The sequence below is a fragment of the Sinorhizobium sp. NG07B genome, assembly GCF_002532005.1.
In the GTDB taxonomy this organism is placed as follows: domain Bacteria; phylum Pseudomonadota; class Alphaproteobacteria; order Rhizobiales; family Rhizobiaceae; genus Sinorhizobium; species Sinorhizobium fredii_C.
Genome location: NZ_NWTD01000001.1, coordinates 584,283 through 609,513 on the forward strand (window position 1 = coordinate 584,283; position 25,231 = coordinate 609,513).

The 25,231-nt window shown below is 63.4% G+C and carries 19 protein-coding genes; 9 read left to right on the forward strand and 10 right to left on the reverse strand.

From position 1 onward, the window contains the following. Positions 1-220 precede the first annotated feature (220 nt). From CO664_RS02830 to CO664_RS02850, 5 genes are all read right to left on the reverse strand, one after another. A complete protein-coding gene (locus CO664_RS02830) occupies positions 221-2,887 on the reverse strand; it encodes an EAL domain-containing protein (RefSeq protein ID WP_097538570.1) in 2,667 nt (888 codons plus the stop codon). A 113-nt stretch (positions 2,888-3,000) separates the two neighbouring features. Beyond that, positions 3,001-4,614, reverse strand: coding sequence for a cisplatin damage response ATP-dependent DNA ligase (locus CO664_RS02835; RefSeq protein WP_097537881.1), 1,614 nt, complete (start codon positions 4,612-4,614; stop codon positions 3,001-3,003). A gap of 3 nt (positions 4,615-4,617) precedes the next feature. Continuing rightward, complete coding sequence (locus tag CO664_RS02840; RefSeq protein ID WP_037414312.1) at positions 4,618-5,628, reverse strand: ligase-associated DNA damage response exonuclease; 1,011 nt, start codon at positions 5,626-5,628, stop codon at positions 4,618-4,620. Between the two features lie 78 nt (positions 5,629-5,706). Further along, on the reverse strand, positions 5,707-6,660 hold the full coding sequence (locus CO664_RS02845; protein WP_097537882.1) for a nucleoside hydrolase: 954 nt from the start codon (positions 6,658-6,660) through the stop codon (positions 5,707-5,709). A 109-nt stretch (positions 6,661-6,769) separates the two neighbouring features. Further along, entirely contained in the window at positions 6,770-8,005 is a 1,236-nt protein-coding gene (locus CO664_RS02850; RefSeq protein ID WP_097527617.1) for an FAD-dependent oxidoreductase, read from the reverse strand. A 167-nt stretch (positions 8,006-8,172) separates the two neighbouring features. On the opposite strand from CO664_RS02850, the gene CO664_RS02855 reads away from it, so the two are divergent. Next, positions 8,173-8,829 (forward strand): hypothetical protein, encoded by a 657-nt coding sequence (locus CO664_RS02855; protein ID WP_097537883.1) that lies wholly within the window; start codon positions 8,173-8,175, stop codon positions 8,827-8,829. Positions 8,830-8,912: 83 nt separating this feature from the next. Here the strand turns inward: CO664_RS02855 and lysS are convergent, their stop codons facing one another. From lysS to CO664_RS02875, 4 genes are all read right to left on the reverse strand, one after another. Further along, on the reverse strand, positions 8,913-10,409 hold the full coding sequence (gene lysS, locus CO664_RS02860) for a lysine--tRNA ligase (RefSeq protein WP_097527615.1): 1,497 nt from the start codon (positions 10,407-10,409) through the stop codon (positions 8,913-8,915). Positions 10,410-10,420: 11 nt separating this feature from the next. Then, complete coding sequence (gltX, locus tag CO664_RS02865; protein WP_097537884.1) at positions 10,421-11,878, reverse strand: glutamate--tRNA ligase; 1,458 nt, start codon at positions 11,876-11,878, stop codon at positions 10,421-10,423. A gap of 440 nt (positions 11,879-12,318) precedes the next feature. Continuing rightward, positions 12,319-13,074 (reverse strand): TerC family protein, encoded by a 756-nt coding sequence (locus CO664_RS02870; protein WP_037414324.1) that lies wholly within the window; start codon positions 13,072-13,074, stop codon positions 12,319-12,321. 207 nt (positions 13,075-13,281) lie between these two features. After that, complete coding sequence (locus CO664_RS02875; protein WP_097537885.1) at positions 13,282-14,121, reverse strand: GyrI-like domain-containing protein; 840 nt, start codon at positions 14,119-14,121, stop codon at positions 13,282-13,284. Positions 14,122-14,243: 122 nt separating this feature from the next. Between CO664_RS02875 and CO664_RS02880 the strand changes: the two genes are divergently transcribed. Then, complete coding sequence (locus tag CO664_RS02880; RefSeq protein ID WP_234820085.1) at positions 14,244-14,666, forward strand: VOC family protein; 423 nt, start codon at positions 14,244-14,246, stop codon at positions 14,664-14,666. Here CO664_RS02880 and CO664_RS02885 read toward each other — a convergent pair. Beyond that, entirely contained in the window at positions 14,663-15,358 is a 696-nt protein-coding gene (locus CO664_RS02885) for a TetR/AcrR family transcriptional regulator (protein WP_097537887.1), read from the reverse strand. The two genes, CO664_RS02880 and CO664_RS02885, sit on opposite strands and share 4 nt — an antisense overlap. 251 nt (positions 15,359-15,609) lie before the next feature. Between CO664_RS02885 and CO664_RS02890 the strand changes: the two genes are divergently transcribed. The 7 genes from CO664_RS02890 to CO664_RS02920 all read left to right on the forward strand — a co-directional run bounded on the left by CO664_RS02890 (position 15,610) and on the right by CO664_RS02920 (position 25,065). Continuing rightward, positions 15,610-16,818, forward strand: a complete 1,209-nt coding sequence (locus CO664_RS02890; RefSeq protein WP_037414330.1) for an HlyD family secretion protein — start codon at positions 15,610-15,612, stop codon at positions 16,816-16,818. A gap of 21 nt (positions 16,819-16,839) precedes the next feature. Then, on the forward strand, positions 16,840-18,429 hold the full coding sequence (locus CO664_RS02895) for a DHA2 family efflux MFS transporter permease subunit (protein ID WP_097537888.1): 1,590 nt from the start codon (positions 16,840-16,842) through the stop codon (positions 18,427-18,429). Positions 18,430-18,621: 192 nt separating this feature from the next. Further along, positions 18,622-19,740, forward strand: coding sequence for a metallophosphoesterase (locus CO664_RS02900; protein ID WP_097537889.1), 1,119 nt, complete (start codon positions 18,622-18,624; stop codon positions 19,738-19,740). 98 nt (positions 19,741-19,838) lie between these two features. Next, entirely contained in the window at positions 19,839-20,876 is a 1,038-nt protein-coding gene (locus tag CO664_RS02905; protein WP_097537890.1) for a LacI family DNA-binding transcriptional regulator, read from the forward strand. Positions 20,877-20,885: 9 nt separating this feature from the next. Next, positions 20,886-22,340 carry a xylulokinase gene (gene xylB, locus CO664_RS02910; RefSeq protein WP_097537891.1) on the forward strand — a complete coding sequence of 485 codons (1,455 nt, stop codon included), beginning with the start codon at positions 20,886-20,888 and terminating at the stop codon, positions 22,338-22,340. A 122-nt stretch (positions 22,341-22,462) separates the two neighbouring features. Then, positions 22,463-23,770, forward strand: coding sequence for a xylose isomerase (gene xylA / locus CO664_RS02915; protein WP_097537892.1), 1,308 nt, complete (start codon positions 22,463-22,465; stop codon positions 23,768-23,770). A gap of 242 nt (positions 23,771-24,012) precedes the next feature. Further along, positions 24,013-25,065, forward strand: coding sequence for a sugar phosphate isomerase/epimerase (locus CO664_RS02920; protein WP_097537893.1), 1,053 nt, complete (start codon positions 24,013-24,015; stop codon positions 25,063-25,065). Positions 25,066-25,231: the final 166 nt, after the last annotated feature.

Genomic DNA, 25,231 nt, shown 5'->3' on the forward strand with positions numbered 1-25,231 from the left:
CCTCTCGGTCTCGGGGTCTCGGAGATTGGAACGGCTGGTTCCGATGGGACGGCCGCCGAAGCAACGGTCACCAGGCATGCCCGGATGATCCGCGAAGCGGCAGAGGCATATGTTTTTATGACTTTTTTGCGCTCTACTGCCAAGCCTTCCGGCAGAGAAAAACACGGCCGTCCGGCGAGACAAATGCCCCGGAGCAGAGCGCCGCGTTTCCGAGGGAGCCCTAGGCGGCGCGCCACTTCCGCTCGAAGACGAAGGCCGCGAGATCGTTGGCGCTCATCGGCCGGGCGAAGGCATAGCCCTGCAGCCCGTGGCAGCCGAGTTGTTTGAGGATGGCGGCGTGTTCGAGCGTCTCGACGCCCTCGGCAATCACTTCTATGCCGAGCGAGGTGCCGATATCGATGATCGATTCGACCAGCCGGCGCTCCTGGGGTGACACGAGAATGGGCAGCACCAGTTGCCGGTCGATCTTCAGGCGGCGCGGCGTCAGCTTCAACAGGCTGAGGATGGAGGCGTAGCCGGTGCCGAAATCGTCGATCTCTATGTCGATGCCGAGTTCTTTGATGCGTCTGATGTTCGACAGCAGCGTCGTGTCGTTCTCGTCGAAAGAGATCGATTCGAGCAGTTCGAAGGAAAGCCGGCCCTCGGGTATCCGCATCTGCTCCAGCCGCTCGATCAGCCCCTCGTCGCGCAGGCGCGAATAGGAAAGATTGACCGACACCTTGGGGATGCGGATGCCGTTTGCCTCCCAGCGGCAGATCTGGAACAGCGCCTGTTCGAGGATCGCCTGGTCGATGGCTGCGACCACGTTGATGTCCTCGGCTGTCTTCAGGAAGGCATGCGGCCCGATCAGCCCCTTGGTCGGATGATCCCATCGCGCCAGCGCTTCGACGCCGATGACCTCCAGCGTCGCCGGGCAAAATTGCGGCTGGAAATGGGCGACGAATTCGTTCTGCTCAAGACCGCGAAGGATCTCATCGGCCGTCTGCTTCGTCTGGAACACGGCGGTCTTGAGCGCGCCGGTGAAGGTTTCGTGCCGGTTGCGGCCGCGCCTCTTCGCCTCGTAGAGGGCGATGTCGGCATTGACGAGGATGTGGGCGAGCTCGTCGGTCGCGGCGGCCTGGGCGGCGATGCCGATGCTGACGCCGATGCGGCATTCCTGGTCCTTGTAGCGAACTGGCGTGCTCATCGCCTCGATGATGCCCGAGGCGAGCGCCGCATCTTCCTCGGCGTTGCCGCCGGCACGAATGATGACGAACTCGTCGCCACCGATCCGCGCGACGAAGTCGTTCTCCCGCGCGCTCGAGCGCAGCAGTCCGGCGGCGTGCCTGAGAATCTCGTCGCCCGCAGCATGGCCCATGGTGTCGTTGATCTGCTTGAAACGGTCGAGATCGATATGGAAGATGCTGATCCTGTCCTTGGCGTCGAAGTGCCGCGTCCGGTCGCCAAGGATCTGGTCGAGGAAGCGTCGGTTCGGGAGTCCTGTCAGCGGGTCGTGCAGCGCGTTGAATTCCATCCGGTGCCGCGCCGCCTCCAGTTCGGCGCTATGCGCCTCGGCGAGGCGCTTGGCTTCCGAGAGTCTTGCCCGCGTTTCGACGTCGGCCGTCACGTCCCAGTTGACGCCGATGATCTTGCGGCTGCCGCCGGCGCCGATGTGAACCGAGCCGCTGGCGCGGATGTATCGGATGTCGCCGCCGGGCAGACGAATGCGGAATTCGGAATTATAGGCGCCGCCGCTTGCGACCGTCTTGGCGTATTCCGCCTTGGCGCGGGGAAGATCGTCGGGATGCAGCGCCTCTTTCCAGTCGTCGAAGGTTTCGCGGATAGAGGGGCCGACGCCGTAGAGCTCCTTCATGCGGTTGTCCCACAGCAGCTTGCCGGTGTCGATATCGAGTTCCCAGATGCCGATCTTGGACGTGTCGAGCGCAATCTTCAGGCGATGCGAAAGTTCGAGCAGTTGATCTTTGCTCTGCCGCAGGGCGCGGATATTTCGCTGGCGTTCCGTCGTCAGATAACCCGTGATGATCATCGGAACGACGATCATCAGGCCCCCGAGCATGATCAGGAGGCGGACCTGCAGGGCATTGTCCGGCGTCGGCGGCCATCCGCCCTTCGGTATCGCCGCCATCCGCCAGGAGCCGCCCGGCAGCGTCACGTCCACCTCCACCGGCGCCTTTCCGAAGATCGCCGGATCGCCGAAGAAAATCGCGCCATCGCGTCCCTGACCGTCACGGCCAGCAATGGCGATGTCGATACCGAGGGCCGAGGAGACGAGGCCACTGTCGCGATAGAGCTGGTCGATGTCGATGACCGCTGACACCAGGCCCCAGAAGCGCTTGCCGCCGCCGGCATTGGCCGTCACCGGAAAGCGGCCGATCAATCCGCGTCCGCCCTGGACGAGATCGACCGGCCCGGCAAGCACCATCTTCCCGCTTGCCACCACACGCATGACGGACTCGCGTTGCTTGTCGTTGTTGCGGTAGTTCAGGCCGATCGCCTTCTCGTTGCCCGCCAGCGGGTAGACCATCGAGACGATGAGATTGGGCGCTGCGGCGAGGTTGCGCAGTTGCGAGCGCTCGCTGAAGATGCTCTGCGCAAGTCCGCTGAAGCGCTGCTGGTGCATGTCGGGCTCGGTTGCAATCGTGCCGATCAGGCCGCGAACGAGCTGGATATTGCCGTTGACGCTGCTCTCCAGGCGCGAGCGTATCGGATTGAGTTCGTCCGCCACCTCGGAGCGCAGACGTGCTTCGAAAACGACCCGGTTCTGATTGTCGGCGAGAATCCCGGCAATCAGCACGACGAAGGTGGCGATCAGCGCCGGGACGTAATTGAGCGTCAGAATCCGCGAGAGCCGGTATTTCCTGAAATATTGACCGTTTATTTTTGCCACAAGACGACCCTGCGAATGCGGACGGCGAGATAGACAGCCCGAATATTCCAAACTCTCCTTAATAATTCTTCATTCGGAACCGCTGAAATAGGCGAGGGCGGGAAACCGCGGTTCTAACCTTTCATGCCGAGCATCGCCTGCAGTGTCTCCAGCCTGTCGGCCTCCCGCGGCAGTTTGTCTGGTCTCAGCCGGGCGATGCGCGGGAAACGCATGGCGACACCCGATTTGTGGCGGGTCGAGCGGTTCAGCCCTTCGAAGGCCACTTCGACGACAAAGCCGGCGTCCGGTTCGGCGCGGACCGCGCGCACCGGGCCGAAGCGCTCGACCGTGTTGTCGCGCACATAGCGGTCGAGTACCTCCAGTTCGGCATCGGTAAAGCCGAAATAGGCCTTGCCGACGGGAACCAGGGCCATGCCGCCTTCTGCCTCCGTCCAGACGCCGAAGGTGAAATCCGAATAGTAGCTCGAGCGCTTGCCGTGGCCGCGCTGGGCGTACATCAGCACCGCGTCAATGTTGAAGGGCGCGCGTTTCCACTTGAACCAGGGGCCTTTCATCCGTCCGGCCAGATAGGGCGAGTCGAGCCGCTTCAGCATGACGCCCTCGATAACCGGATCCGGGGGATCCGAGCGCAGCCGGTCCAGTTCCTCCCAGGTCGAGAAGGGCACGAGCGGCGAAAGATCGAAGTGCTGTGGCGAAGCGGCTTCGATCAAGGCGGCCAGGGCTTGGCGGCGGACGTGGAAGGGTTCGGGCCGCATGTCGCGTTCGCCCGAAAAGAGGATGTCGTAACCGCGAATAAAGGCCGGAAAATCCTCGAGAAGCTTGCGGTTGACGGACTTTCTATTCAGCCGCTGCTGCAGGTCCCCGAACGTGGCGGTGGCGCGATTGGTGCGCATCGTTCCGCCGACCAGCAGCTCGCCGTCAATCACGCCGGCAATGTCGGCGGCCTCGATGATCTCCGGGAAAGCGCCGGATATTTCGTCGCCGCTGCGGGAATAGAGACGCCGCACCCCGCCGATATTGGCGAGCTGGACGCGGATGCCGTCCCATTTCCATTCGGCGGCGAAGTCGGCCGGATTCAGTCCTTCTAGATCGCCCTCGCCGATTGGAGGCGCGAGCATCACCGAGTGAAAGACGGCCGGCGTGGTGAGAACGGGCATCTCCGCTTCGCCGGAAAGCCACAGAAAGAGCGGCAGGTAAGGCGGCGAAAGCCCGTGCCACAAGGTTTCGATCTCGGCGATGTCCCTGCCGCCCAGGTCGGCGAGCGCCTGCTTGGCGAGCCGCGCCGAGACGCCGATCCGTAAACCCCCGGTGACGAGCTTCAGAAAGGCGAAACGGCCGGCGGTGTCGAGCCGGTCGAGCATGTCGCGGACGAGCGAGCGTACCTCGGAACGTCCCGCCCGCTGAAGCCGTTCGACGACCTCGCCAAGCGGAATGTCCTCGGGAACGACTCCCTGCTGCGGTTCCCAGGCCAGCGACACCGTCTCGGCGAGATCGCCGACATAGTCATAGGAATAATGGAACAGCACCTCGTCCATACGCTCGAGCAAGAGGTCGCGGATCAAGGCAGGCTTCACCGTGTTGAATGAAAGCGTGCCGCCGATCGCCGCGAGTGCATAGCCGCGGCTTGGATCGGGGGTGCTGCGGAAATAGTCGGCAAGCAGCCTGATCTTGGCGTTTCGCTGCGGCGTCAGGACGAGGCGGCCGAGCAGTTCGGCGAAGGCTTTCATCCGTCACTCCCCCTCGTCGTCGTAGCCGACGAGATGCAGCGGTCGCGCCGGAATGCCCTGCAATTCGCACCAGCGCACCAGGGCTTCCTCACGGCCATGCGTCACCCAGACTTCGGCCGGGGCGATCTCGCGTATGGTGCCGGTCAGTTCGGCCCAGTCGCAATGGTCGGAGATGACGAGCGGCAGTTCGACGCCGCGCTGCTTGGCGCGCTGGCGAATGAGCATCCAACCTGAAGCAAAGACGGCGACGGGCTCGGCGAAGCGTCGCGCCCAGCGGTCGGCAAAGGCTGAAGGCGGGCCGATGACGATCCCGCCGGCGAAATCCGGCCTCTTGTCGCCGGCAAGGGTGGCCGGCCGGATATCGCCGAGGTCGATACCCTCGGCCTGGTAATATTCGCAGAGCTTGGCAAGCGCGCCGTGGATATGGATCGGTTCGTCGTAGCCTTGCTGGCGAAGTAGCGCGATCACCCGTTGCGCCTTGCCGAGCGCGTAAGCGCCGACGACATGGGCACGTTCGGGAAATTGCTTCAGCGATGCAAGAAGCCGGGCGGTCTCCGCCCGGTCGTCCGGATGGTGGAAGACCGGCAGGCCGAAGGTCGCCTCGGTAATGAAGACATCGCAGGGGACGGGCTCGAAAGTGGGGCAGGTCGGGTCGGGCCGCCGCTTGTAGTCGCCCGAAACGACGATCCGCTTCCCACCCGCCTCAACCGAAATTTGCGCCGAGCCGAGCACATGGCCGGCCGGATGAAAGCAGACCCGGACGCCGTCGATCGCGATCGTTTCGCCGAGCCGGGCGATTTCGCTTTCACCGCAAAAGCCGTCGCCGTAGCGGATGCGCATGATGTCGAGCGTTTCGCGTGTCGCAAGCACGCGGCCATGTCCGGCGCGGGCATGATCGGAATGGCCATGGGTGATCAGCGCCCTTTCGACCGGCTGAACCGGATCGATGTAGAAGTTTCCCTTCTCGCAATAGAGTCCCTTTGGAGCGGGATAGAGCAATGATTCCGGCTTCATGCAGACAAAGATAGCTGGCGGTCGACGGTCTGCCAGCTATCCGCCGCAAGTTTTTCGTCGGCTGAGAAAGACCGAGGGCTATCGACCGTGCGCCAGCGTATCGCCGATCAGCTTCAGCACCGCCTCGGCATCGATGCCGATGCAGGCCTTTTGGCTCGGCAGATTGTCCCAGGCATTCGGCGGGAAAAGCCGCCCGTCCGGCTTCTGGATCGTCTGGCCGTCGGCGATGCCGCCGCAGAGCACGCGGATCGGCCCGCTGCGGGTGCGGAACAGATCCGGGGCGACGACATAGGCGCAGGCGCAGCTGTCGTGCACGACCATGCCGTCATCGACATGCTGCTCGTAGAAGACGATGTAGAACTGCGAAATGTCGGCGAGGAGTTTTGCCGCCTTGCCGCCACGTTCGGCGATGTCGGCGAGCGTGGCGCGGGTCATCACCGTTTGCGACGTCACGTCGAGGCCGATCACCGCCACCGGCCATTGTGCAGTCATCACCACGTCGGCCGCCTCCGGGTCTCCATGGATATTGGCCTCGGCGGCCGGGGTGATGTTGCCGGGAACGTCGAAGGCGCCGCCCATGATCACCACGGCCTTGACGAGGCCGGCAATATCCGGGTCTTCGCGCAGCGCACGTGCCAGATTGGTCATGCGGCCGACGGCCACGAGCGTCACCTCACCGGGATTGGCGCGCACCGTGTCGATGATAAAGCGATGGGCCGGCCGGGGGTCGAGCGGCAGGTCGATCACGTCCGGCACGTCGATATTGCCGAGGCCATCGTGGCCGTGGATGCCGGTCGGCCAATCGATATGCGGCCGGTCGGGATTGAACATCTCGCCGAGGCCCTTGGCGACCGGGGCTGCAATTCCCCAGGCCTGCTTGAGAAAGAGCGCGTTGCGCGTCGTCGTCTCGATGGAGGCATTGCCGAACACCGAGGTGATGCCGATGAGGTCGATTTCCGGGTGCCGGTGCAGGAAGAGAAGCGCCATGGCGTCGTCGACGCCGGGATCCGTATCGAAAATAACCTTGTGCATAGCGTCTTCCTTCTTGGGGATATCGGGCCCATTTGCCTGAACCTGGTCCTGCGTGCTGGCGGCAATGGACAAGCTGCGGGCGAAAGTCAATCGATCGATTTCGCTCAGCTTATTGAAAGCGGCGGATGCTGAAGGGTTCGAGGTCGGTGCCGGCCCGGTTGGAAAGGAGGGCGGCGATCCTTGCGCCGGTGATCGCCGAGAGCGTCAGGCCGAGATGGCCGTGGCCGAAGGCCATGGCGATGCGGGGATCGGACGGATGAAGGCCGATGACCGGCACCGAATCCGGTGTCGAAGGGCGCCTGCCCATCCATTCCTTGCCGCCGCTCTCCGGCAGGGCCGGCACATAACGGCGCATCTTCCGGCGCATGGCGGCGGCGCGCGCATAGTTCGGCGGCGCCTCCGGCCGCGCCAGTTCAACCGCACCGCCGATGCGCAGGGCGTTGGCAAGCGGGGTCGCCACGAAGCCGTGCTCGGCAAAGAAGATCGGCATTTCCAGCGTCACCGGTGGATCAGCGAAGGTGGTGTTGTAGCCGCGCTCCGTTTCCAACAGCACCTTCAGCCCAAGCTTGCGGACGAGGGTGCGTGACCACACGCCGGCGGCGATCACCACCTTGTCGAAGGCCTGCCGGTCGCCGTTGTCGGCGACTATGGTGATCCCCTCGGTGCTTGGCTGCACGGCCTCGACGCCGGCTTCGACGAGCGTGCCCTGTTGCCTGACATGGTGTTGCAGATCGCGCAGCAGTTTGAGCGGATCGGGAAACGTCTGGTATCCGCTGCTGAAGACGCCGCCGGCGAAGGCGCCCTCTAGCGCGGGGACGCGGCCGCGGGCGGCGCGGGCGTCGAGGCGTTCGACGGCAAAGCCGAGCAGCCGGGCGGTCGCCTGCTCGTGCCGGAACGCGGCCTCGAGGGCAGTCTCGCTGTCGAAGATCGTCAGCGCCCCGGTCGGTTTCATATGGCCGGAAATGCCGCAGAGCCTCGTCATTGCCTGATGCGCGGCGAGAGCTTCACGCATCAGGCCGAGCAGGGCCCGACGGGAGCGTTCCACCTGGGCGGGCCGAGCCGCAAGAAGCAAATGCAAGAGCCATGGCGTCAAGGCCGCCAGATCCTGCCAGCGCAGCGTCAGGGGTCCGAGCGGGTCGATCAGCCATTTCGGGGCTGCGAACAGCATTTCGGGGCGGGCCATCGGATCGATCTCCGGAACCGCGAGGATGCCGGCGTTGCCGACGGAGGCAGGCAGGCCGTCGACGTCCTTTTCGAACACGGTGACCGCGTGACCTTCGGCGATCAGATGGACCGCCGAGGCGCAGCCGATGATACCCGCTCCGACGATTCCGATGCGCGCCATGATCTCCCCCGTCTTCAAAATCAAGAAATGACGCTTCGTTTTTAGTGATGACGGGCAGGAGAGCAAGTGTCCTGCATCCGTCCGCTTAAACTTTCCGAAAGGGTGTTTCGCCTATCTTCAGAGGCGTTCTGGCTTTTCTTGTATTTGCGTCCGCAGCGGAGCCGCCTGTGAAGGCTATTTTGAGTAAACTGCGCCCTTCGAAGCGGCTCGTGGTCATCCTTGCCGCGGCCTTTGCCGTTTCGGCCGCGTCCGGCGGTGCCGCCGTCTATGTGGGGCGCGACAGGCTCGTCGCGCGGCTCTCGGAGCCTTCCGCTTCCGGTCTCGAATGCACGGCGCTTCGGACGCTGAAGCTCGACCACCGCGGCCAGCGCTGGATCCGCATGCATGTGAAGACCGACAGCGCGGCTGGCCCGGAGCGCGTCCGCACGGCGCTACGCGTCGTCGGCGCACTCGCAAAGAAGGAAAAGGCCGACCTCTACCAGGTCGTCGTGCTCGATACGGCAGGTCCGGAGGAGCGCGCTGCGGCGCGTGGTGCCGCGATCGGTGCCGAAGTGCTTTTCGCGCCCGGTCCGCAGAGTGTGAAGGGCATGGACGAACCGTTCCATGCTTCCTACAACGACGGCATGGCCAATCCGGGCGGCATGTTCCATGGCAAGCTCGTGAGCCTCGGTCTCGACGAGGTTCGTGCCATTATGGCCAAGATGGACGATCACTCGCCCTGCATCGATCCGGCTGCGGCCGACGCGGAAGGCGCGGAGGCTCCGGCCGTGTCGGAAGCGAGCGAGCATCCGGCCAAGACTGCCGAGGCGCATGGCGGGCATTGAGCCGCCCGCAAAACTTCCCCATCAAAGGAAAAGCCCACCGCTAACGCGATGGGCTCAATGCTGTCCGGCATCTGCTTATCAGCTCAATCGGCCTTGTGGCGCCGGGCCGGGAAGAGAATGATGTCGCGGATCGACGGCGAGTTGGTGAGCAGCATGATCAGCCGGTCGACGCCGATGCCTAAGCCGCCGGCGGGCGGCATGCCCTGGTCCATCGCGTCGAGGAAGTCCTCGTCGAGCGTCTTTTCCTTTTCGCCGCGGGCGTGGGCCTGTTCCATCTGCTCGACCATGCGGGCGCGCTGTTCGACCGGGTCGTTGAGCTCGGAGAAGGCGTTCCCGATCTCCCAGCCGTTGCAATAGGTCTCGAAGCGCTCGACGAGCCGCGGCTCGCCCGGCACCTCCTTGGCGAAGGGCGAGATATCCTTCGGGAAATGGATGACGTGGGCCGGCTGGATCAGCGTCGCTTCGACCTTCTCCTCGAAGATGAAGGCGAGCACTTCGCCCCAGGTCGCATCCTTCTCGACCTCGATCCCGGCATTGCGGGCCGCCTGGCGGGCTTCCTCGTCGCTCCGGATCGCAAGGAAATCGATGCCGGTCGCGTCCTTGACGGCCTCCGGCATGGAGACGCGCGGGAAGGGACCCTTGAAGGAGAGCTGCTTGTCGCCGAATTCGAACTCGGTCTTGCCGTGGACGGCGAGGGCGAGCTTTTCGAACATGCGCTCGACGAGGCCCATCATGTCCTCGTAGTCCGCATAGGCCCAATAGCACTCCATCATGGTGAATTCCGGATTGTGCCGGGTGGAGACGCCTTCGTTGCGGAAGTTGCGGTTGATCTCGAAGACCTTGTCGGTGAGCCCGGAAACGAGCACGCGCTTCAGGTAAAGCTCGGGCGCGATGCGCAGATACATGTCGAGCTTCAGCGTGTTGTGATGCGTCTTGAAAGGCTCGGCCGTGGCGCCGCCATAGATCGGCTGCAGCATCGGCGTCTCGACTTCCATGAAACCTTCGTCCTCAAGGAAGCGGCGAATGCCGGAGACGATGCGGCTTCGCTGCTGGAAGCGCAGCTTCGATTCTTCGTTGACCATGATGTCGAGGTAGCGCTTGCGGTAGCGCGTCTCGATGTCGGCAAGCCCGTGATACTTCTCCGGCATCGGCAGGAGCGACTTGCAGAGCATGGTGATTTCCTTGGCGTTCACCGTCAGCTCGCCGCGCTTGGTGCGGCGCACCTCGCCGGTGACGCCGACGATGTCCCCGAGATCGATCATCGGCAGCAGCGCGCGCGCCTCCTCCGGCGCCGTGTCCTTGTGCGAGAAGATCTGGATCTTGCCGGAGGCGTCATGGATGTCCATGAACATGCCGGAATTGCGCGAGGAGAAGACGCGGCCGGCGACCGTCACCAGGTCGCCGCTTTCCGTGTCCGGCTCGAGCCCGGCATATTTTTCGGCGAGTTCCGCATTGGTGAGCGTGCGGTGGAAATGCGCCGGATAGACGTCGCCGATCTGCGTGCGCAAGAGGTCGAGCTTCTGGGCGCGCACTTCGGTCGCGTCGGAGGAAAGGCCGGCGGTTTCTGTCTTCTCGTTCATGGTTATCGTCCTTACTTTCCGCTGCCAACCATGGAGGCGACCACCTGTGCCGCCACCTTGAGCCGCTGGCGCACCACAGCACGGCCGAGCAGCTCCATCGAATCGAAGAGCGGCAGCGAACGCTGCGAACCGGAGACGGCGACGAAGAGCGGCGAGACGACGGCCTTGAGCTTCTTGCCCATCCGCTCGGCGCTGGCGCGCAGTTCGGCCTCAATGGACTCCTTGTTCCATTCGAGGATCTTTTCGAGGTCCGGCTGAACGGTGTTGAGGACTTCGAGCATCTCCTCGGGCGAGGCCTTCACGCCGGCAAAGGCGGCCGGCTGCAGGCCGAGATCGGACTTGAAGAGGAAGGCGGCCAGATCCGGCAGCTCGCCGAGCTTCGAGATGCGCGACTGCGAGAGCTTCAGGCCCTCCTTGAGACGTTCGTTTTCGGACGCCCAGGCGAAGACTCGCGCGGCAAACTCGTCTTCCGAGAGCTTCTCGCGGATCCAGCGGGCGTTCAGCCAATCGAGCTTCTGAATGTCGAAGATCGCGCCGGCCTTCGACAGGTTTTCCGGGTCGAACTTGTCCGCCAGTTCCTCGATCGTCAGCAGTTCTTCGCCCTCGGCGATCTGGATGAAGAACAGGCCGAGGAAGTTCATCAGCGCTTCCGGAAGATAGCCGAGCGCCGTGTAATAGGAGATCGAGGTCGGGTTCTTGCGCTTCGACAGCTTCGACTTGTCGGCATTGCGCATGAGCGACAGATGCATGAACTTCGGCGGCTCGAGGCCTAGATACTGATAGATCAGGATGTGCTTCGGCACCGAGGCGAGCCACTCCTCGCCGCGCGCGACATGGGTGATCTTCATCATATGATCGTCAACGACATTCGCCATATGATAGGTCGGCATGCCGTCTGCCTTGAGCAGCACCTGCATGTCGACCGCATCCCACGGGATCTCGACATCGCCATAGACGCCGTCGTGGAACTTGCAGGAGCCCTCGGTCGGGATCTTCATGCGCACGACATGCGGCTCGCCGGCGGCGACGCGGGAGGTGACTTCCTCGGCCGACAGGCTCAGGCACAGGCCGTCATACTTCGGCGGCTTGCCGGCGGCGCGCTGTGCCTCGCGCATCTGCTCCAGCCGCTCGGGCGTGCAGAAGCAGCGGAAGCCGTGGCCGTTCTCGACGATTTTCTCGACATAGGGCTTGTAGAGGTCCTTGCGGTCGCTCTGGCGATAGGGGCCGTAGGGGCCGCCGATATCCGGACCTTCCGACCATGTGAGCCCGCACCATTTCAGCGCATCGAGCACCTTCTTCTCGAATTCCGGCGTCGAGCGCGTCGCGTCGGTATCCTCGATGCGCAGGATGAATTCGCCGCCGTGCTTCTTCGCAAAGAGGTAGTTGAACAGCGCGATATAGGCGGTGCCGACATGCGGTTCGCCGGTGGGGGAGGGTGCGATGCGTACCCGGACTGCAGAATCTGCCATGGTCTTTGCCCGTCTTGACGTGCTCTTGAGCCCTTGGCCGGAGTGCCTACCAGCTGACGGGCGCGTATTTTATGGGAAGGAAGGCCCGCAAGGGTGCCGCTTGAGCGGTATCGGCGGGCAATTCCAGTCGGCAGGGGTGAGACCATAGAAAGCCCCTGATGTCAACGGAAAGAGGAAGCGCGCGGTCCAATCGCCTCTCCCCCGAACAGGGATTGGAACGCTAGCGGCGTGGCTGCGTTATCCGCTACGAGGACGCGGACTGTGGCAACCGGACGCGACAGACCAGGAGAACATGGGAATTTTGCCGGTTTCTTCCCGTGGCCAACGAAACGGCAGGCGAGCTCTTGACCTGTCCAGCTCGCATCCTCGCCTCCCTCCCGCAGCAAGAGGCCCGCATCCGACGGATGCGGGCCTCTTTGTCGTCTTCGCCGATTGCAAGCTTAATGCAGCTTCGTGGCCTGCTGCTTTTTTAGGCGCGCGTTGCGGGCGATCATGTTGAGGATTTCAACCAGCGCCGAGAAGGCCATGGCGGCATAGACGTAGCCCTTCGGCACGTGGAAGCCCATGCCTTCGGCAATCAGCGTCGTGCCGATCATCAGCAGGAAGGCAAGCGCCAGCATGACGATCGTCGGGTTCCGTTCGATGAAGTTGGCGAGCGGGTTGGCTGCAACCAGCATCACGGTTACGGCGACGACGACGGCGATGACCATGATGGGCAGGTGAGGGGTCATGCCGACGGCGGTGATGATGCTGTCGACGGAGAAGACGAGATCGAGCAGCAGGATCTGGCCGATCGCCGCCGTGAAACCGTTGATCGCCGAGCTCGCGATGAAATCCTCGTCATGGTCGCTCGGATCGACATTGTGGTGGATCTCCTTCGTCGCCTTCCAGACCAGGAAAAGGCCGCCGGCGATCAGGATCATGTCCTTCCAGGAGAAGCCATGGCCAAAGGCCTCGAAGACCGGCTCTGTGAGTTGCACGATCCAGGCGATCGTGCCGAGCAGCCCAAGGCGCATGATAAGCGCGAGGCCGATACCGATGCGCCGGGCGCTGACGCGGTTCTCGGCGGGCAGCTTGTTGGTCAGAATCGAGATGAAGATCAGGTTGTCGATGCCGAGGACCACTTCCATCACAATCAGCGTAATGAGAGCGACCCAAGCCTCCGGGCTTTGAGCGAGCGTGAGGATTTCCTGCATCGGCGAACTCTTCCTTCTAAATGACGATCACTGATGTCGCGTCGTCCGACCCAACGTCAGTGGCGGTGACCGGTCCCAACAAACCGGAGCGGAATGCGAGCGCATCTCCCCTCCAGGGCGCCTCGTGGCGCCAGGTTCGCCGCAGTATTTAAGGAGTAGTGCCGAAGTAGCAAGCGCTGCCGCGACTTTGCGGCAGCGTTTTACCGTTTACTGTTTTATCGGAACCCACATCTCGACGACGCCCAGGCCGGAATCCGGGTCGAACCGCTCGTCGTAGCGTTCCATGAGATCGGGCGTTTCGCCGTGCTCGAGTCCAGACTGCGGAAACCAGGTTGCGAAGATGTGATGGGCAGTGGCCGAGATCGCCGAGATGTGGCCGCGATGCAGGAACACCGCATAGCGCTGCTTCGGCAGCTTCAGGGTCGAAAACCCGTTCGGCAGTCCGTCCGCTTCCGCGACTTCGACGGCCGCCATGTAGCGGAAGCTTCCGGCTCCAGCATCCGAATGGGTGCAGACGCCATAGGCGACGTTGCCGCGCTGGCCCGGAATATGACCGAAGTGGCTATTGAAGCGCTGCCAGAGCGAGGGAATGCCTTCGGTGCGATCGTAGGCATAGGTTTCTTCAAGGCCGGCGAGGAGCAGGGCAGGGCCCTCCTCGAAGCGCGGCGGTTCGATCTTCTGATTGCGCGTATCGTCCATCCTGATGGGCTCCACAAGTTCGATATTGCAGACATGCCTCCGCTTGCGCACCGACTCGGGCGTGACCCCGAATTGCTCGCGAAAGGCGCGGGTGAATGCCTCGTGCGAGCCATAGCCCGCGTCGAGGGCCGCCTCGAGAATGGTGGAGTTGCCGTCGGCAAGGCGAAGCGCCGCCGAACTCAGGCGGCGTCCGCGGATATAGGCACTGATCGAATGGCCGGTCGCGAGGCCAAAGACGCGTGATAGATGATAGCGCGACAGGCCGGCGGCGTCGGCAATCCGCTCCAGTGAGATATCCTTGGCGAAATGGCTTTCGATGAACCAGATCGCCCGTCCGATGGCACTCATGTTCACTCCCGTGGCAAGCGACCTAGCTCTTACGGATTTATAGGAGGACGCGTTTGATCGCGGTTGCTGGATTTTAATCGGCACGGCCTGCCGACGGCAAATTCGCCTTCTGGATTTCCCGATTGTGCAGGCTGGACGAACTGGGTCCGCGTCCTACATCCGCCGTCATGGCAACGACCGGTCCTCTCTTTCGTGGCATCAATGTGGTCTCGATTTCGGTGACCGACCTTGATGGTGCCCGCGCGTTCTATGGGGAGGTGCTCGGATTCGGGCCGCCGCTCTACGATCTGCCCGAAGCGGGCTGGATCGAATTCTCCGCCGGCGGCGTGGACGGCAACGTTTCGGTAACGTTGGCGGAGAGCGGCTGGACGCCCTCGACGGGGACGACGCTCGTCTTGAAAGTCGAGGACTGCCATGCGGCGGTCGAGGAGCTGCGGCGCCGCGGTGTCCGGTGCGAGGATGCGCAGGTCTTTCCCGGCTTCGTCACCTTTGCGAGCTTCTACGATCCCTTCAGCAATCGCCTGCAGATGTGCAGCCCGGCTTAAGATTTCTGATCAGCGCGCTGCCCGTAGGCGGCCATGAAAACACGGATGGCCGAGGCGACGTTCTTTTCGATCTGTTCGGGCGGAACCGCTTCACACATCCCGAAAAGACGGCCCTTGAACAGGCCGGCCATACAGAGCTCTATGAACTGCTTGGCGGCCAGTTCCGTATCGTCGATCGACAGCCTGCCTGCCGCTTTCTGCTGGTCGAGATAGGCCTTCAGCACCGTGTAGCCGTTTTCGGGCGTTGCGGTGAAGAAACGCTGCGCCAGCCGCGGCATGCGGTCGATCACGCCGAGCACGGTCCGCATGGCCCGGATCGTGTAATCCGATGTCATGCTGGTAACGAGCGTGACGGCGAAATCGTGTAGCGCTTCCTCGATGGGCTCTATGTCGTTCAGCGACTGCTTGATGCTGTTGACGATGCGGCTGCGTTCGCGCGCGATCAGGGCTTCGAACAGATCTTCCTTGTTCTCGAAGTAGACATAGAGCGTGCCCTTAGATACGCCTGCCTCGCGGGTGATGTCGTTCATGCTGGCGGCATCGAAATTGCTGCGCATGAAGACACGCTTGGCGCCTTCAAGAATTTGCTCGCGTTTGACCGGATCCTCGCCGGCGACGCGGCGGCCGCCGCTCGAAGGCTGCTGTTCCGGCTGCAGGGACCTTTCCTGCCGTGCACTTTTTGCTGACGTCATGATTACCCGGACGTTTCCACTCCTGTAGATCACGGTGGATTTAAGAACTCGCTCCAACCCATTAGCGTGACCGTTTCAATAAAAAGCAATGGGTGCGGAATTGGATCCGCATTTATTTCAGCCCGCGGCAAGCGTTTCGAACCGCTCGGTTCGATTTGCTCTTGATATGCGCTGCGAAAGGGATTATGTCAAGGCTAATCGAACCGAACGGTTCAGTTCAATTTAGCTAATTTAGCCGAAACAGGTGTCTCATGTCCCCTTCCAGCACCTCCAGTGCCGCGCGCGTCCGTCCTGTCGGTGACGATTTCGAGGCCGTCGAAGTTCCCACCACCGAGGCCAAGGCACCCGCAGCAGAGGCGCCGGCGGTGACGGAGCCTTCGGCCGCTGAGGCTGCCGCTCCCGCCAAGAAACGCCGCAAGCCGATCCTTCCGGCAATCGGGCTGGCGCTGCTCGCCGCCGGCGCCTGGTACGGCTACGACTGGTGGACCAATGGCCGCTTCATGGTTTCGACCGACGATGCCTATATCGAGGGCGACATCGCGACGATCTCTCCGAAGGTCTCCGGCTATGTTGCCAAGGTGGACGTCGTCGCCAACCAGCACGTGAAGGCCGGCGACCCGCTCGTCACGCTCGAGGACGGCGATTACCGGATCGCGGCGGAACAGGCCGAGGCGCAGATCGCCACGCAGAAGCTGGCGCTCAGCCGTTTCGACGCGCAGATCGCCGGTGCGGAGGCGAGCCTGAATCAGGCCGAGGCGCAGAAAAGGGCCTTCGAGGCGACCGTCCGCGGCGCCGAGCTGACCCAGAAGCGCGCCAGCGACCTGCAAGCCTTCGGAACGGACGCTTCGCGCGACAGCGCCCAAGTCGCGCTCGACCAGGCGAATGCGAATCTCGTCGGCGCGGAGGCAAATATCGCCGCCGCCAAGGCCAATATCACCGTGCTCCAAGCGCAGCGCGCGGAATCGGAAAGCACGATCCGTTCGCTGGAACTGGCGCGCGACAAGGCGAATCGCGACCTCGGCTTCACCGTGCTCAAGGCGCCCTATGACGGCGTCATCGGCAATGTCGCCGTCCAAGTCGGCGACCTCGTCTCGGCCGGGCAGCGGCTTGCGGCCCTCGTGCCGGTGGACCAGCTCTATATCGACGCCAACTTCAAGGAAACGCAGATCTCCCATCTGGTCCCCGGCTCCAAGGTTAAGGTCCATGTGGATGCCTATGACGAGCACACGATCGAAGGCACCGTCGCATCGATCTCGCCGGCCTCCGGCTCGGTCTTCTCGCTGCTGCCGGCGGAAAACGCCACCGGCAACTTTACCAAGATCATCCAGCGCGTGCCGGTTCGGATCACGCTCCCGGCCGATGCGCTCGCCAAAGGCAACCTCAGGGCGGGGCTGAGCGTCGTCGTCGACGTCGATACCCGCACGGCGCCGGACGCCACGAAGGTCGCCGAGGCGAAGTAAGCGCGCGAAGGAGTAGCGGACATGGCTTCGACGGCAACAGCGAGCCCGGCGGCGATAGGCGGCGCCGGGGCAGAGGAGCGCATGGATCCGCGGCGGCTCATCGCGTTTCTCGCGATGGTCGTCGGCATGTTCATGGCGATCCTCGACATCCAGATCGTCTCGGCCTCGCTTGCCGAAATCCAGGCGGGACTTTCCGCCGGATCGGACGAGATCGGCTGGGTGCAGACCTCCTATCTGATTGCCGAAGTCATTATGATCCCGCTGTCGGGAACGCTCGCGCGGATCGTTTCGACGCGCGTGCTCTTCTCCGTCGCCGCCGCCGGCTTCACCGCCTCGAGTGCGTTAGCGGCAACCGCCACCAATATCGACCAGATGATTGTCTATCGGGCGATCCAGGGCTTCATCGGCGGCGGCATGATCCCGTCGGTCTTCGCGGCCGCCTTCACGATCTTCCCGCCGTCGAAGCGCAACATCGTGTCGCCGATCATCGGCCTCATTGCCACGCTCGCGCCGACCATCGGCCCGACTGTCGGCGGCTATCTGAGCCACGCCTTCTCCTGGCACTGGCTGTTCCTCGTCAACGTCATTCCCGGCATCGTCGTCGCGACGCTTACCTGGATTTTCATCGACTTCGACGAACCGGAACTCGGCCTCATCAAGAAGTTCGACTGGTGGGGGCTGTTCTCGATGGCGGTCTTCCTCGGTTCGCTCGAATATGTGCTCGAGGAAGGCAATGCCAACGATTGGTTCAACGACGACCATATCGTCATGGGGGCGGTCGCCACGGCTGTCGCCGCCGCGATATTCTTCTACCGGGCGTTCAAAGTCGAGTTTCCGGTGGTCGATCTCCGCGCCTTCGCCAATCGAAATTTCACCTTCGGCTCGCTGTTCTCCTTCGTGATGGGCATCGGCCTCTATGGCCTCACCTATCTCTATCCGCTCTATCTCGGGCGCATCCGCGGCTATGATTCGCTGATGATCGGCGAGACCATGTTCGTCTCCGGCCTCGCCATGTTTCTGACGGCGCCGGTCGCGGGCTTCCTCGCCGGCAGGCTCGACCCGCGGGTGATGATGACGATCGGGTTCACGGGCTTTGCGGCAGGCACGTGGGCGATGAGCCAGCTGACGGCGGATTGGGATTTCTGGGAACTGCTCGTCCCGCAGATCCTACGCGGCTGCTCGCTGATGCTCTGCATGGTGCCGATCAACAACATCGCGCTCGGCACGCTGCCGCCGGCACGCATCCGCAACGCGTCCGGTCTCTTCAACCTGACGCGCAACCTCGGCGGCGCCGTAGGCCTGGCGATCATCAACACGATCCTGACGCAGCGCCAGGATCTCCACTATGCCCGTCTGGCGGAGCATATCCAGTGGGGCAGTCCGGAGGCGGTCGATCGGTTGAACAACATAGCATCGAACTTCGACGCTTACGGCCTCGACGGCGCGACCGCTGCCGTCAAGCAACTGGCCCAGATGGTTCAGCAGCAGGCGGTGATCCTGTCCTTCATCGACGTGTTCCTGATCTTGACCGTCCTGTTCCTGGGGATGGTGCTCGGCGTGCTGATGATCAAGAAGCCGGAGGGCGCCGGCTCGGGAGGCGGCGGGCACTGAGGCGGGAGAACGAGAGCCGGTTTTCTGCTCCAGACTGCCCTCATCCTGATGCCGCGACCTTCTCACCGCGCAGTGAGAAGGGGCTCGTGGCGAGCGCCTTCAGCGCGAATGCATGCTTTACGCTCTTAAAACCTTGCGGCACTATTCCGGCCGTCCTTGAGTCGTCGCATCGACCAAGGTGCTGGGCAGGCGATGATCGACAATCCATTCCTTAACCCCTCCAGGCGGAGATTTCTTGCCGGTACGGCTGGTCTCGGCCTTTCGCTGATCGCAGGCGGCGGGCGTGCCGCAGCACGGCCACCGGTCGATGCCACATTCGTCTTTTCCAATGACATCCATGCCTGCCTCGTCTCGACGGAAGGTCTCGCGCCGAATTGCGAGCAGGAGGGCAAGACCGATGCCAATCTGCTGCGCCACATTGCGGCGCTCAACGGACTTCCGGGACAGCACTGGCCGCAAGCAATCGACGGCAGGCCGAGCGGTCTTGCCAGCGCCGGCGCGAAGATTGCCCGGCCGTTCGGCTTGGTGATCGGCGGCGATATTACCGACGACGGCGGCGGCCAGGTCCGCGAGCCGAGAGAAGGGCGGCAGCTGCAACAGTTTCAGAGCCGCTACGAGCATGGCGTCGGGCCGCATCACATCCACTATCCCGTCTATGTCGGGCTTGGAAATCATGATCTCGATCAGGACGGCGCGCCGCCGAACGTCGACTGGTACCGTCGCGAGCTGCGCGATTATGTGGAACTCACCCATCGCCGGTCGGTTTTCTACAGACCCCCGGTGCCGGTGACCAATTACGATCCGCTCTCGGACAATTACTCCTGGGACTGGGGCGGTCTCCATCTCGTGCAATTGCAGCGCTTCGGCGGCGACGAGAACAAGGGTGCGGTGAGCGGCCTGCCGTGGCTGAAGCGCGATCTCGCGACCTATGCCGCCGATGGGCGCCCGGTCGTCTTGTTCCAGCATTACGGTTGGGACGCGTTTTCGACCGAGGTGTGGGACGCTGCGGCAAAGACGTTCGACGCTCAGGGCGACGGCGAGCCGCATTGGTGGAGCCCCGGCGAGCGCGATGCGCTGCTCGCGGCGCTCAAGGGCTACAACGTCGTCGGACTCTTCCATGGCCACGAACATGACCGGGTGATGGCCTACAGCGCCGGCGACATCGACATCTTCAAGCCAAAGGCGGCCTATCTCCGCGGCTTCGCGCTGGTCCGGGTTACCGACAAGTTCCTGGACGTCGTGTTCGGAGAGGCGAGTGGCGAGGCGGGTCACGCCGCTTTCACGCATGCGTTCAGCAGGCGTTTCGACTGAGGCTTAACGCCCATTTTTCAGAGGCTTTGTCGCGCCTTCGAAATTTTTGATTTACGTACATCAAAACTTCCTCTAAGGGCTTTCGCGAGGAGGAACGCATGCGACCGACCGTTCACGATATCGCCGCTGAAGCCGGCGTCAGCCTGGCGACCGTCGACCGCGTTCTGAACAACCGCCCGGGCGTTCGGTCGGTCACGCGCGACAAGGTCGAGCAGGCGATCGCGACGCTCGGTTATGTGCGCGACGTTGCCGCGGCCAATCTCGCCAAGGGCCGCAGCTATTCGCTGATTTTCATCCTGCCGGCCGGCGAAAATTCCTTCATGCGCGGGCTCGAGGCCGAGGTGAGGGCCGCCAAGGCGCATCTGGCAGCGGAGCGGACGGAAATCGCGATCCTGTGTGTTCCCGCTTTCGACCCGTGTGCTCTGGCGGATGCCCTTTCCGAGGCGCGCCGGCAGCGGCCCGCCGGCGTCGCCGTCGTTGCCGTCGATGCCCCGGAGGTGGTGCAGTCCGTAAGAGAACTGCGCGAGGACGGGATTGCCGTGGTCACGCTCGTCTCGGACCTGCCGGGATCGACACGGGATCACTTTGCCGGCGTCGACAATATCGCTGCCGGGCGCACCGCCGGAAACCTGATGGGCCGCTTCCTGGGTGATCGGACCGGGCCGGTTGCGGTGGTAGCGGGCTCGATGCTCGTGCGCGACCATCGGGAGCGGCTGGAAGGCTTTCAGGCGGTGATGCGCCAATGCTTCCAAACCCGTTTGCTATTGCCTGTCGTCGAGGGGCAGGACGATGCGGCCCTCGTCGAGAAACTCGTCGGCGATCTCATCGGGTGCCATCCGGATCTGGTCGGAGTCTACAGTCTCGGCGCCGGCAATCGCGGTCTCGTCGCCGCACTGGAGAAGGCGGGCAGGGCCAAGGCGGTCTGTGCAATCGCCCACGAACTGACGCCCCACAGCCGCGCGGCTCTCCTTTCCGGAACCATCGATGTCCTGCTCAACCAGGATGCGGGCCACGAGGTCAGGAGTGCGATCCGGGTGCTGAAGGCGAAGGCCGACGGGCTGCCGGTGTTCGAGGCCCAGGAACGCATTCGCATCGACATTTTCCTGAAGGACAACCTGCCGATCGAGCAGGCATAGGAGGCACGAATGTATCTCGGACTGGATCTCGGCACGTCCGGCGTCAAGGCCATGCTGATCGACGGCGAGCAGCAGATCATCGGCTCCGCCTCGGCTGCGCTCGAGGTGTCGCGGCCGCATCCCGGCTGGTCCGAGCAGGACCCGGCCGCCTGGCTGCGTGCGACGGAAGAGGCGATCGCCGGGCTGAAGGCGGCGCATCCGCATGCCCTTGCGGCGGTCCGCGGCATCGGCCTTTCGGGGCAGATGCACGGCGCGACGCTGCTGGGCGAGGACGATGCGGTGCTTCGCCCCTGCATCCTCTGGAACGATACGCGCAGCTTCCGCCAGGCAGCCGCGCTCGATGGCGATCCACAATTCCGGACGCTGACCGGCAATATCGTCTTTCCGGGCTTTACCGCGCCGAAGCTCGCCTGGGTGCGCGAGAACGAGCCCGAGACTTTTGCCAAGCTGCGCTGGGTGCTCCTGCCCAAGGACTATCTCCGCCTGTGGCTGACCGGCGAGCACATGTCGGAAATGTCCGATTCCGCTGGCACCGCCTGGCTCGACACGGGCAAGCGCCGGTGGTCTGAAAGACTGCTTGCCGCAACGCATCTCGAGGAACGGCAGATGCCGGATCTGGTCGAGGGCACGGACAGCGCGGGCACGCTCAGGCCGGAACTTGCCGCTCGCTGGGGCATGGGGCCGGGGATCGTCATTGCCGGCGGCGCCGGCGACAATGCGGCGTCCGCCTGCGGCATGGGCGCGGTCGGCGAGGGGCAGGCCTTTGTCTCGCTCGGCACCTCCGGCGTGCTGTTCGCCGCCAATGCCAGCTATCTTCCCAATCCGGAAAGCGCAGTTCATGCCTTCTGCCACGCGCTCCCGAATACCTGGCACCAGATGGGCGTGATCCTCTCGGCGACCGATGCGCTGAATTGGCATTCGGGCATTACAGGAAGAAGTGCCGCCGACCTGACGGGCGAGCTCGGCGACACGCTAAAGGCGCCAGGTTCCGTTTCGTTCCTTCCCTATCTCTCCGGCGAACGCACGCCACACAATGATGCGGCGATCCGCGGCGTCTTTACCGGCCTTGGCCACGAGAGCTCCCGCGCCGCGCTGACCCAGGCGGTGCTCGAAGGCGTGTCCTTCGCGATCCGCGACAGCCTGGAAGCATTGCGCGCCGCCGGTACGACGCTTGATCGCGTCACGGCGATCGGCGGCGGCTCGCGGTCGCGCTACTGGCTGAGGTCGATCGCAACCGCGCTCGCCCTGCCGGTCGACCTGCCCGCAGATGGTGATTTCGGTGCCGCCTTCGGGGCGGCCCGGCTCGGGCTGATCGCCGCCACCGTCGCCGACCCGGTAACGACCTGCTCTGCGCCGGCGACGGCGGAGACCATTGCGCCGGACGCTTCGCTGGTGGCGGCCTATGAGGACGCCTACCAGCGCTACCGCCGGCTTTACCCCGCCATCAAGGGAGCGACGATTTAGCCAAGCCCAGTCGGGCCGGCACCGCCGGCCGCATCGGAACCTGATATGAAAACGATTACTTTCCACGAAATCGCCGCGTTCCGCACAAGCGGGCCGGCAACAGCCCAGGATAGGAGACAGCCGTGAGCACCGGGTTTTTCGGCGATATCGCCAAGATCAAATATGAGGGACCGGAGAGCACGAACCCGCTCGCCTTCCGTCACTACAATGCCGACGAGGTCGTCCTCGGCAAGCGGATGGAAGACCATCTGCGCTTCGCCGTCGCCTATTGGCACAGCTTCGTCTGGCCGGGTGGCGACCCGTTCGGCGGGCAGACCTTCGAACGTCCCTGGTTCAAGGACTCGATGGAGGCGGCGAAGCTGAAGGCCGACGCCTTCGAGTTCTTCCAGCTTCTCGGCGTGCCCTTCTATTGCTTCCATGACGCCGACGTGCGCCCGGAGGGCAAGAACTTCGCTGAAAACACCAGCAATCTCGAAGAGATCGTCGATCATTTCGCCAGGAAGCAGGCCGAGACCGGCGTCAAGCTGCTCTGGGGGACGGCGAATCTATTCTCGAACCGCCGCTATATGGGCGGTGCCGCGACCAACCCGGATCCGGACGTCTTCGCCTTCGCCGCGGCAACCGTGAAGACCTGCATCGACGCGACGCAGAAGCTCGGTGGCGAGAACTACGTGCTCTGGGGCGGGCGCGAGGGCTATGAAACGCTGCTCAACACCGACCTGAAGCGCGAGCTCGACCAGCTCGGCCGCTTCGTCAACCTCGTCGTCGAATACAAGCACAAGATCGGCTTCAAGGGCACGATCCTGATCGAGCCGAAGCCGCAGGAGCCGACCAAGCATCAGTACGATTTCGACGTCGCGACCGTTTACGGCTTCCTGAAAAAGTACGGCCTCGAGAACGAGGTGAAGGTCAATATCGAGCAGGGCCACGCGATCCTGGCCGGCCATTCTTTCGAGCACGAGCTGGCGCTCGCCAACGCGCTCGGCATCTTCGGCTCGATCGACATGAACCGCAACGACTACCAGTCCGGCTGGGACACCGACCAGTTCCCCAACAATGTGCCGGAAATGACGCTCGCCTATTATCATGTGCTCGCAGGCGGTGGCTTCAAGACCGGCGGCACCAATTTCGACGCGAAGCTGCGCCGCCAGTCGATCGATCCGGAAGACCTCTTGATCGGTCATATCGGCGGCATGGACTGCTGCGCCCGCGGTCTCAAGGCGGCGGCGAAGATGATCGAGGACAAGGTGCTCTCCGCACCGCTCGAAAAGCGCTATGCCGGCTGGAAGGTACCGGAGGCGAACAAGATGCTCGAAGGCGGCTTCTCGCTCGAGGAAATCGAGGGCTGGGTGCGCAAGGCCGATCTCAACCCGCAACCGAAGTCCGGCAAGCAGGAGTACCTGGAAAACGTCGTCAATCGCTACGTCTGACCTGGCGATTGGATTACCCGCTGCACTCGCGGATGAATTTTGGCGCCCGCGAGTGCCATTCAAAAGCTCTTCGCGACAGGGCAGAAGCCCATTGCCCCTCGCGAAGAATCTGCTAGTTTCTCGCTCCTGCAACGTTGCAGGTATTATAAGATATCCCGAAAATTGCGGGGCGAAGCGCTTGAATACCACTCAACCGGCAGGCCGGTGTTTCAGAAAACCGATCCACTAGGGAGGAATTTTGCATGAAGACCATCAAGGGACCGGGGCTTTTTCTTGCGCAATTCGCCGGTGACGCGGCGCCCTTCAATTCCTGGGATTCAATTACGAAATGGGCGGCCGATTGCGGCTACAAGGGCGTACAGGTCCCGAGCTGGGACGGTCGGCTCTTCGACCTGAAGAGGGCGGCTGAATCGAAGGCCTATTGCGACGAGATCGCCGGCAAGGCGCGCGACAACGGCATCGAGATCACCGAGCTCTCAACCCATCTGCAGGGCCAGCTGGTGGCCGTGCATCCTGCCTATGACGAGGCCTTCGACGGCTTCGCCGTGCCGGAAGTGCGCGGCAATCCGAAAGCGCGCCAGCAATGGGCGGTCGAACAGGTGAAGCTGGCGCTGACCGCTTCCAGGAATCTCGGCCTGGACGCGATGGCGAGCTTCTCCGGCGCCCTCGCCTGGCCCTTCGTCTACCCCTGGCCGCAGCGACCGGCAGGGCTGGTCGAGACTGCCTTCGACGAGCTTGCCCGTCGCTGGAAGCCGATCCTCGACCATGCGGAGGAGTGCGGCGTCGATGTCTGCTACGAGATCCATCCGGGCGAGGATTTGCACGACGGCATCACCTACGAGATGTTCCTGGAGCGAACCGGCAACCATGCCCGAGCCTGCATGCTCTACGATCCGTCGCACTACGTCCTGCAGTGCCTCGACTATCTCGACAATATCGACATCTACAAGGACCGCATCCGGATGTTCCACGTCAAGGATGCGGAGTTCAACCCGACCGGCCGGCAGGGCGTCTATGGCGGCTATCAGGGCTGGGTGAACCGCGCCGGCCGCTTCCGCTCGCTCGGCGACGGCCAGGTCGATTTCGGCGCAGTCTTCTCGAAAATGGCCGCGAATGATTTCGCCGGCTGGGCGGTGGTCGAGTGGGAATGCGCGCTGAAGCATCCGGAAGACGGCGCGCGCGAGGGCGCGGACTTCGTCAAGGCGCATATCATCCGCGTCACCGAAAAGGCCTTCGACGATTTTGCCGATAGCGGCACGGACGAGGCGGCGAACCGGCGGATGTTGGGTATTTAAGGAACAAGACCCCGCCCCACCCCCTCCCCACAAGGGGGAGGGCTTTCGGGCTGCTCCCTCCGTCTCCACCTGCGACATCTCCGCTTGCGAATCTGTCGCGTTGGGAATGGAACGGAGGCGGCAGTTCAAGCCCTTGTGGGGAGGGGCACAGGCGGATATTTCGCCA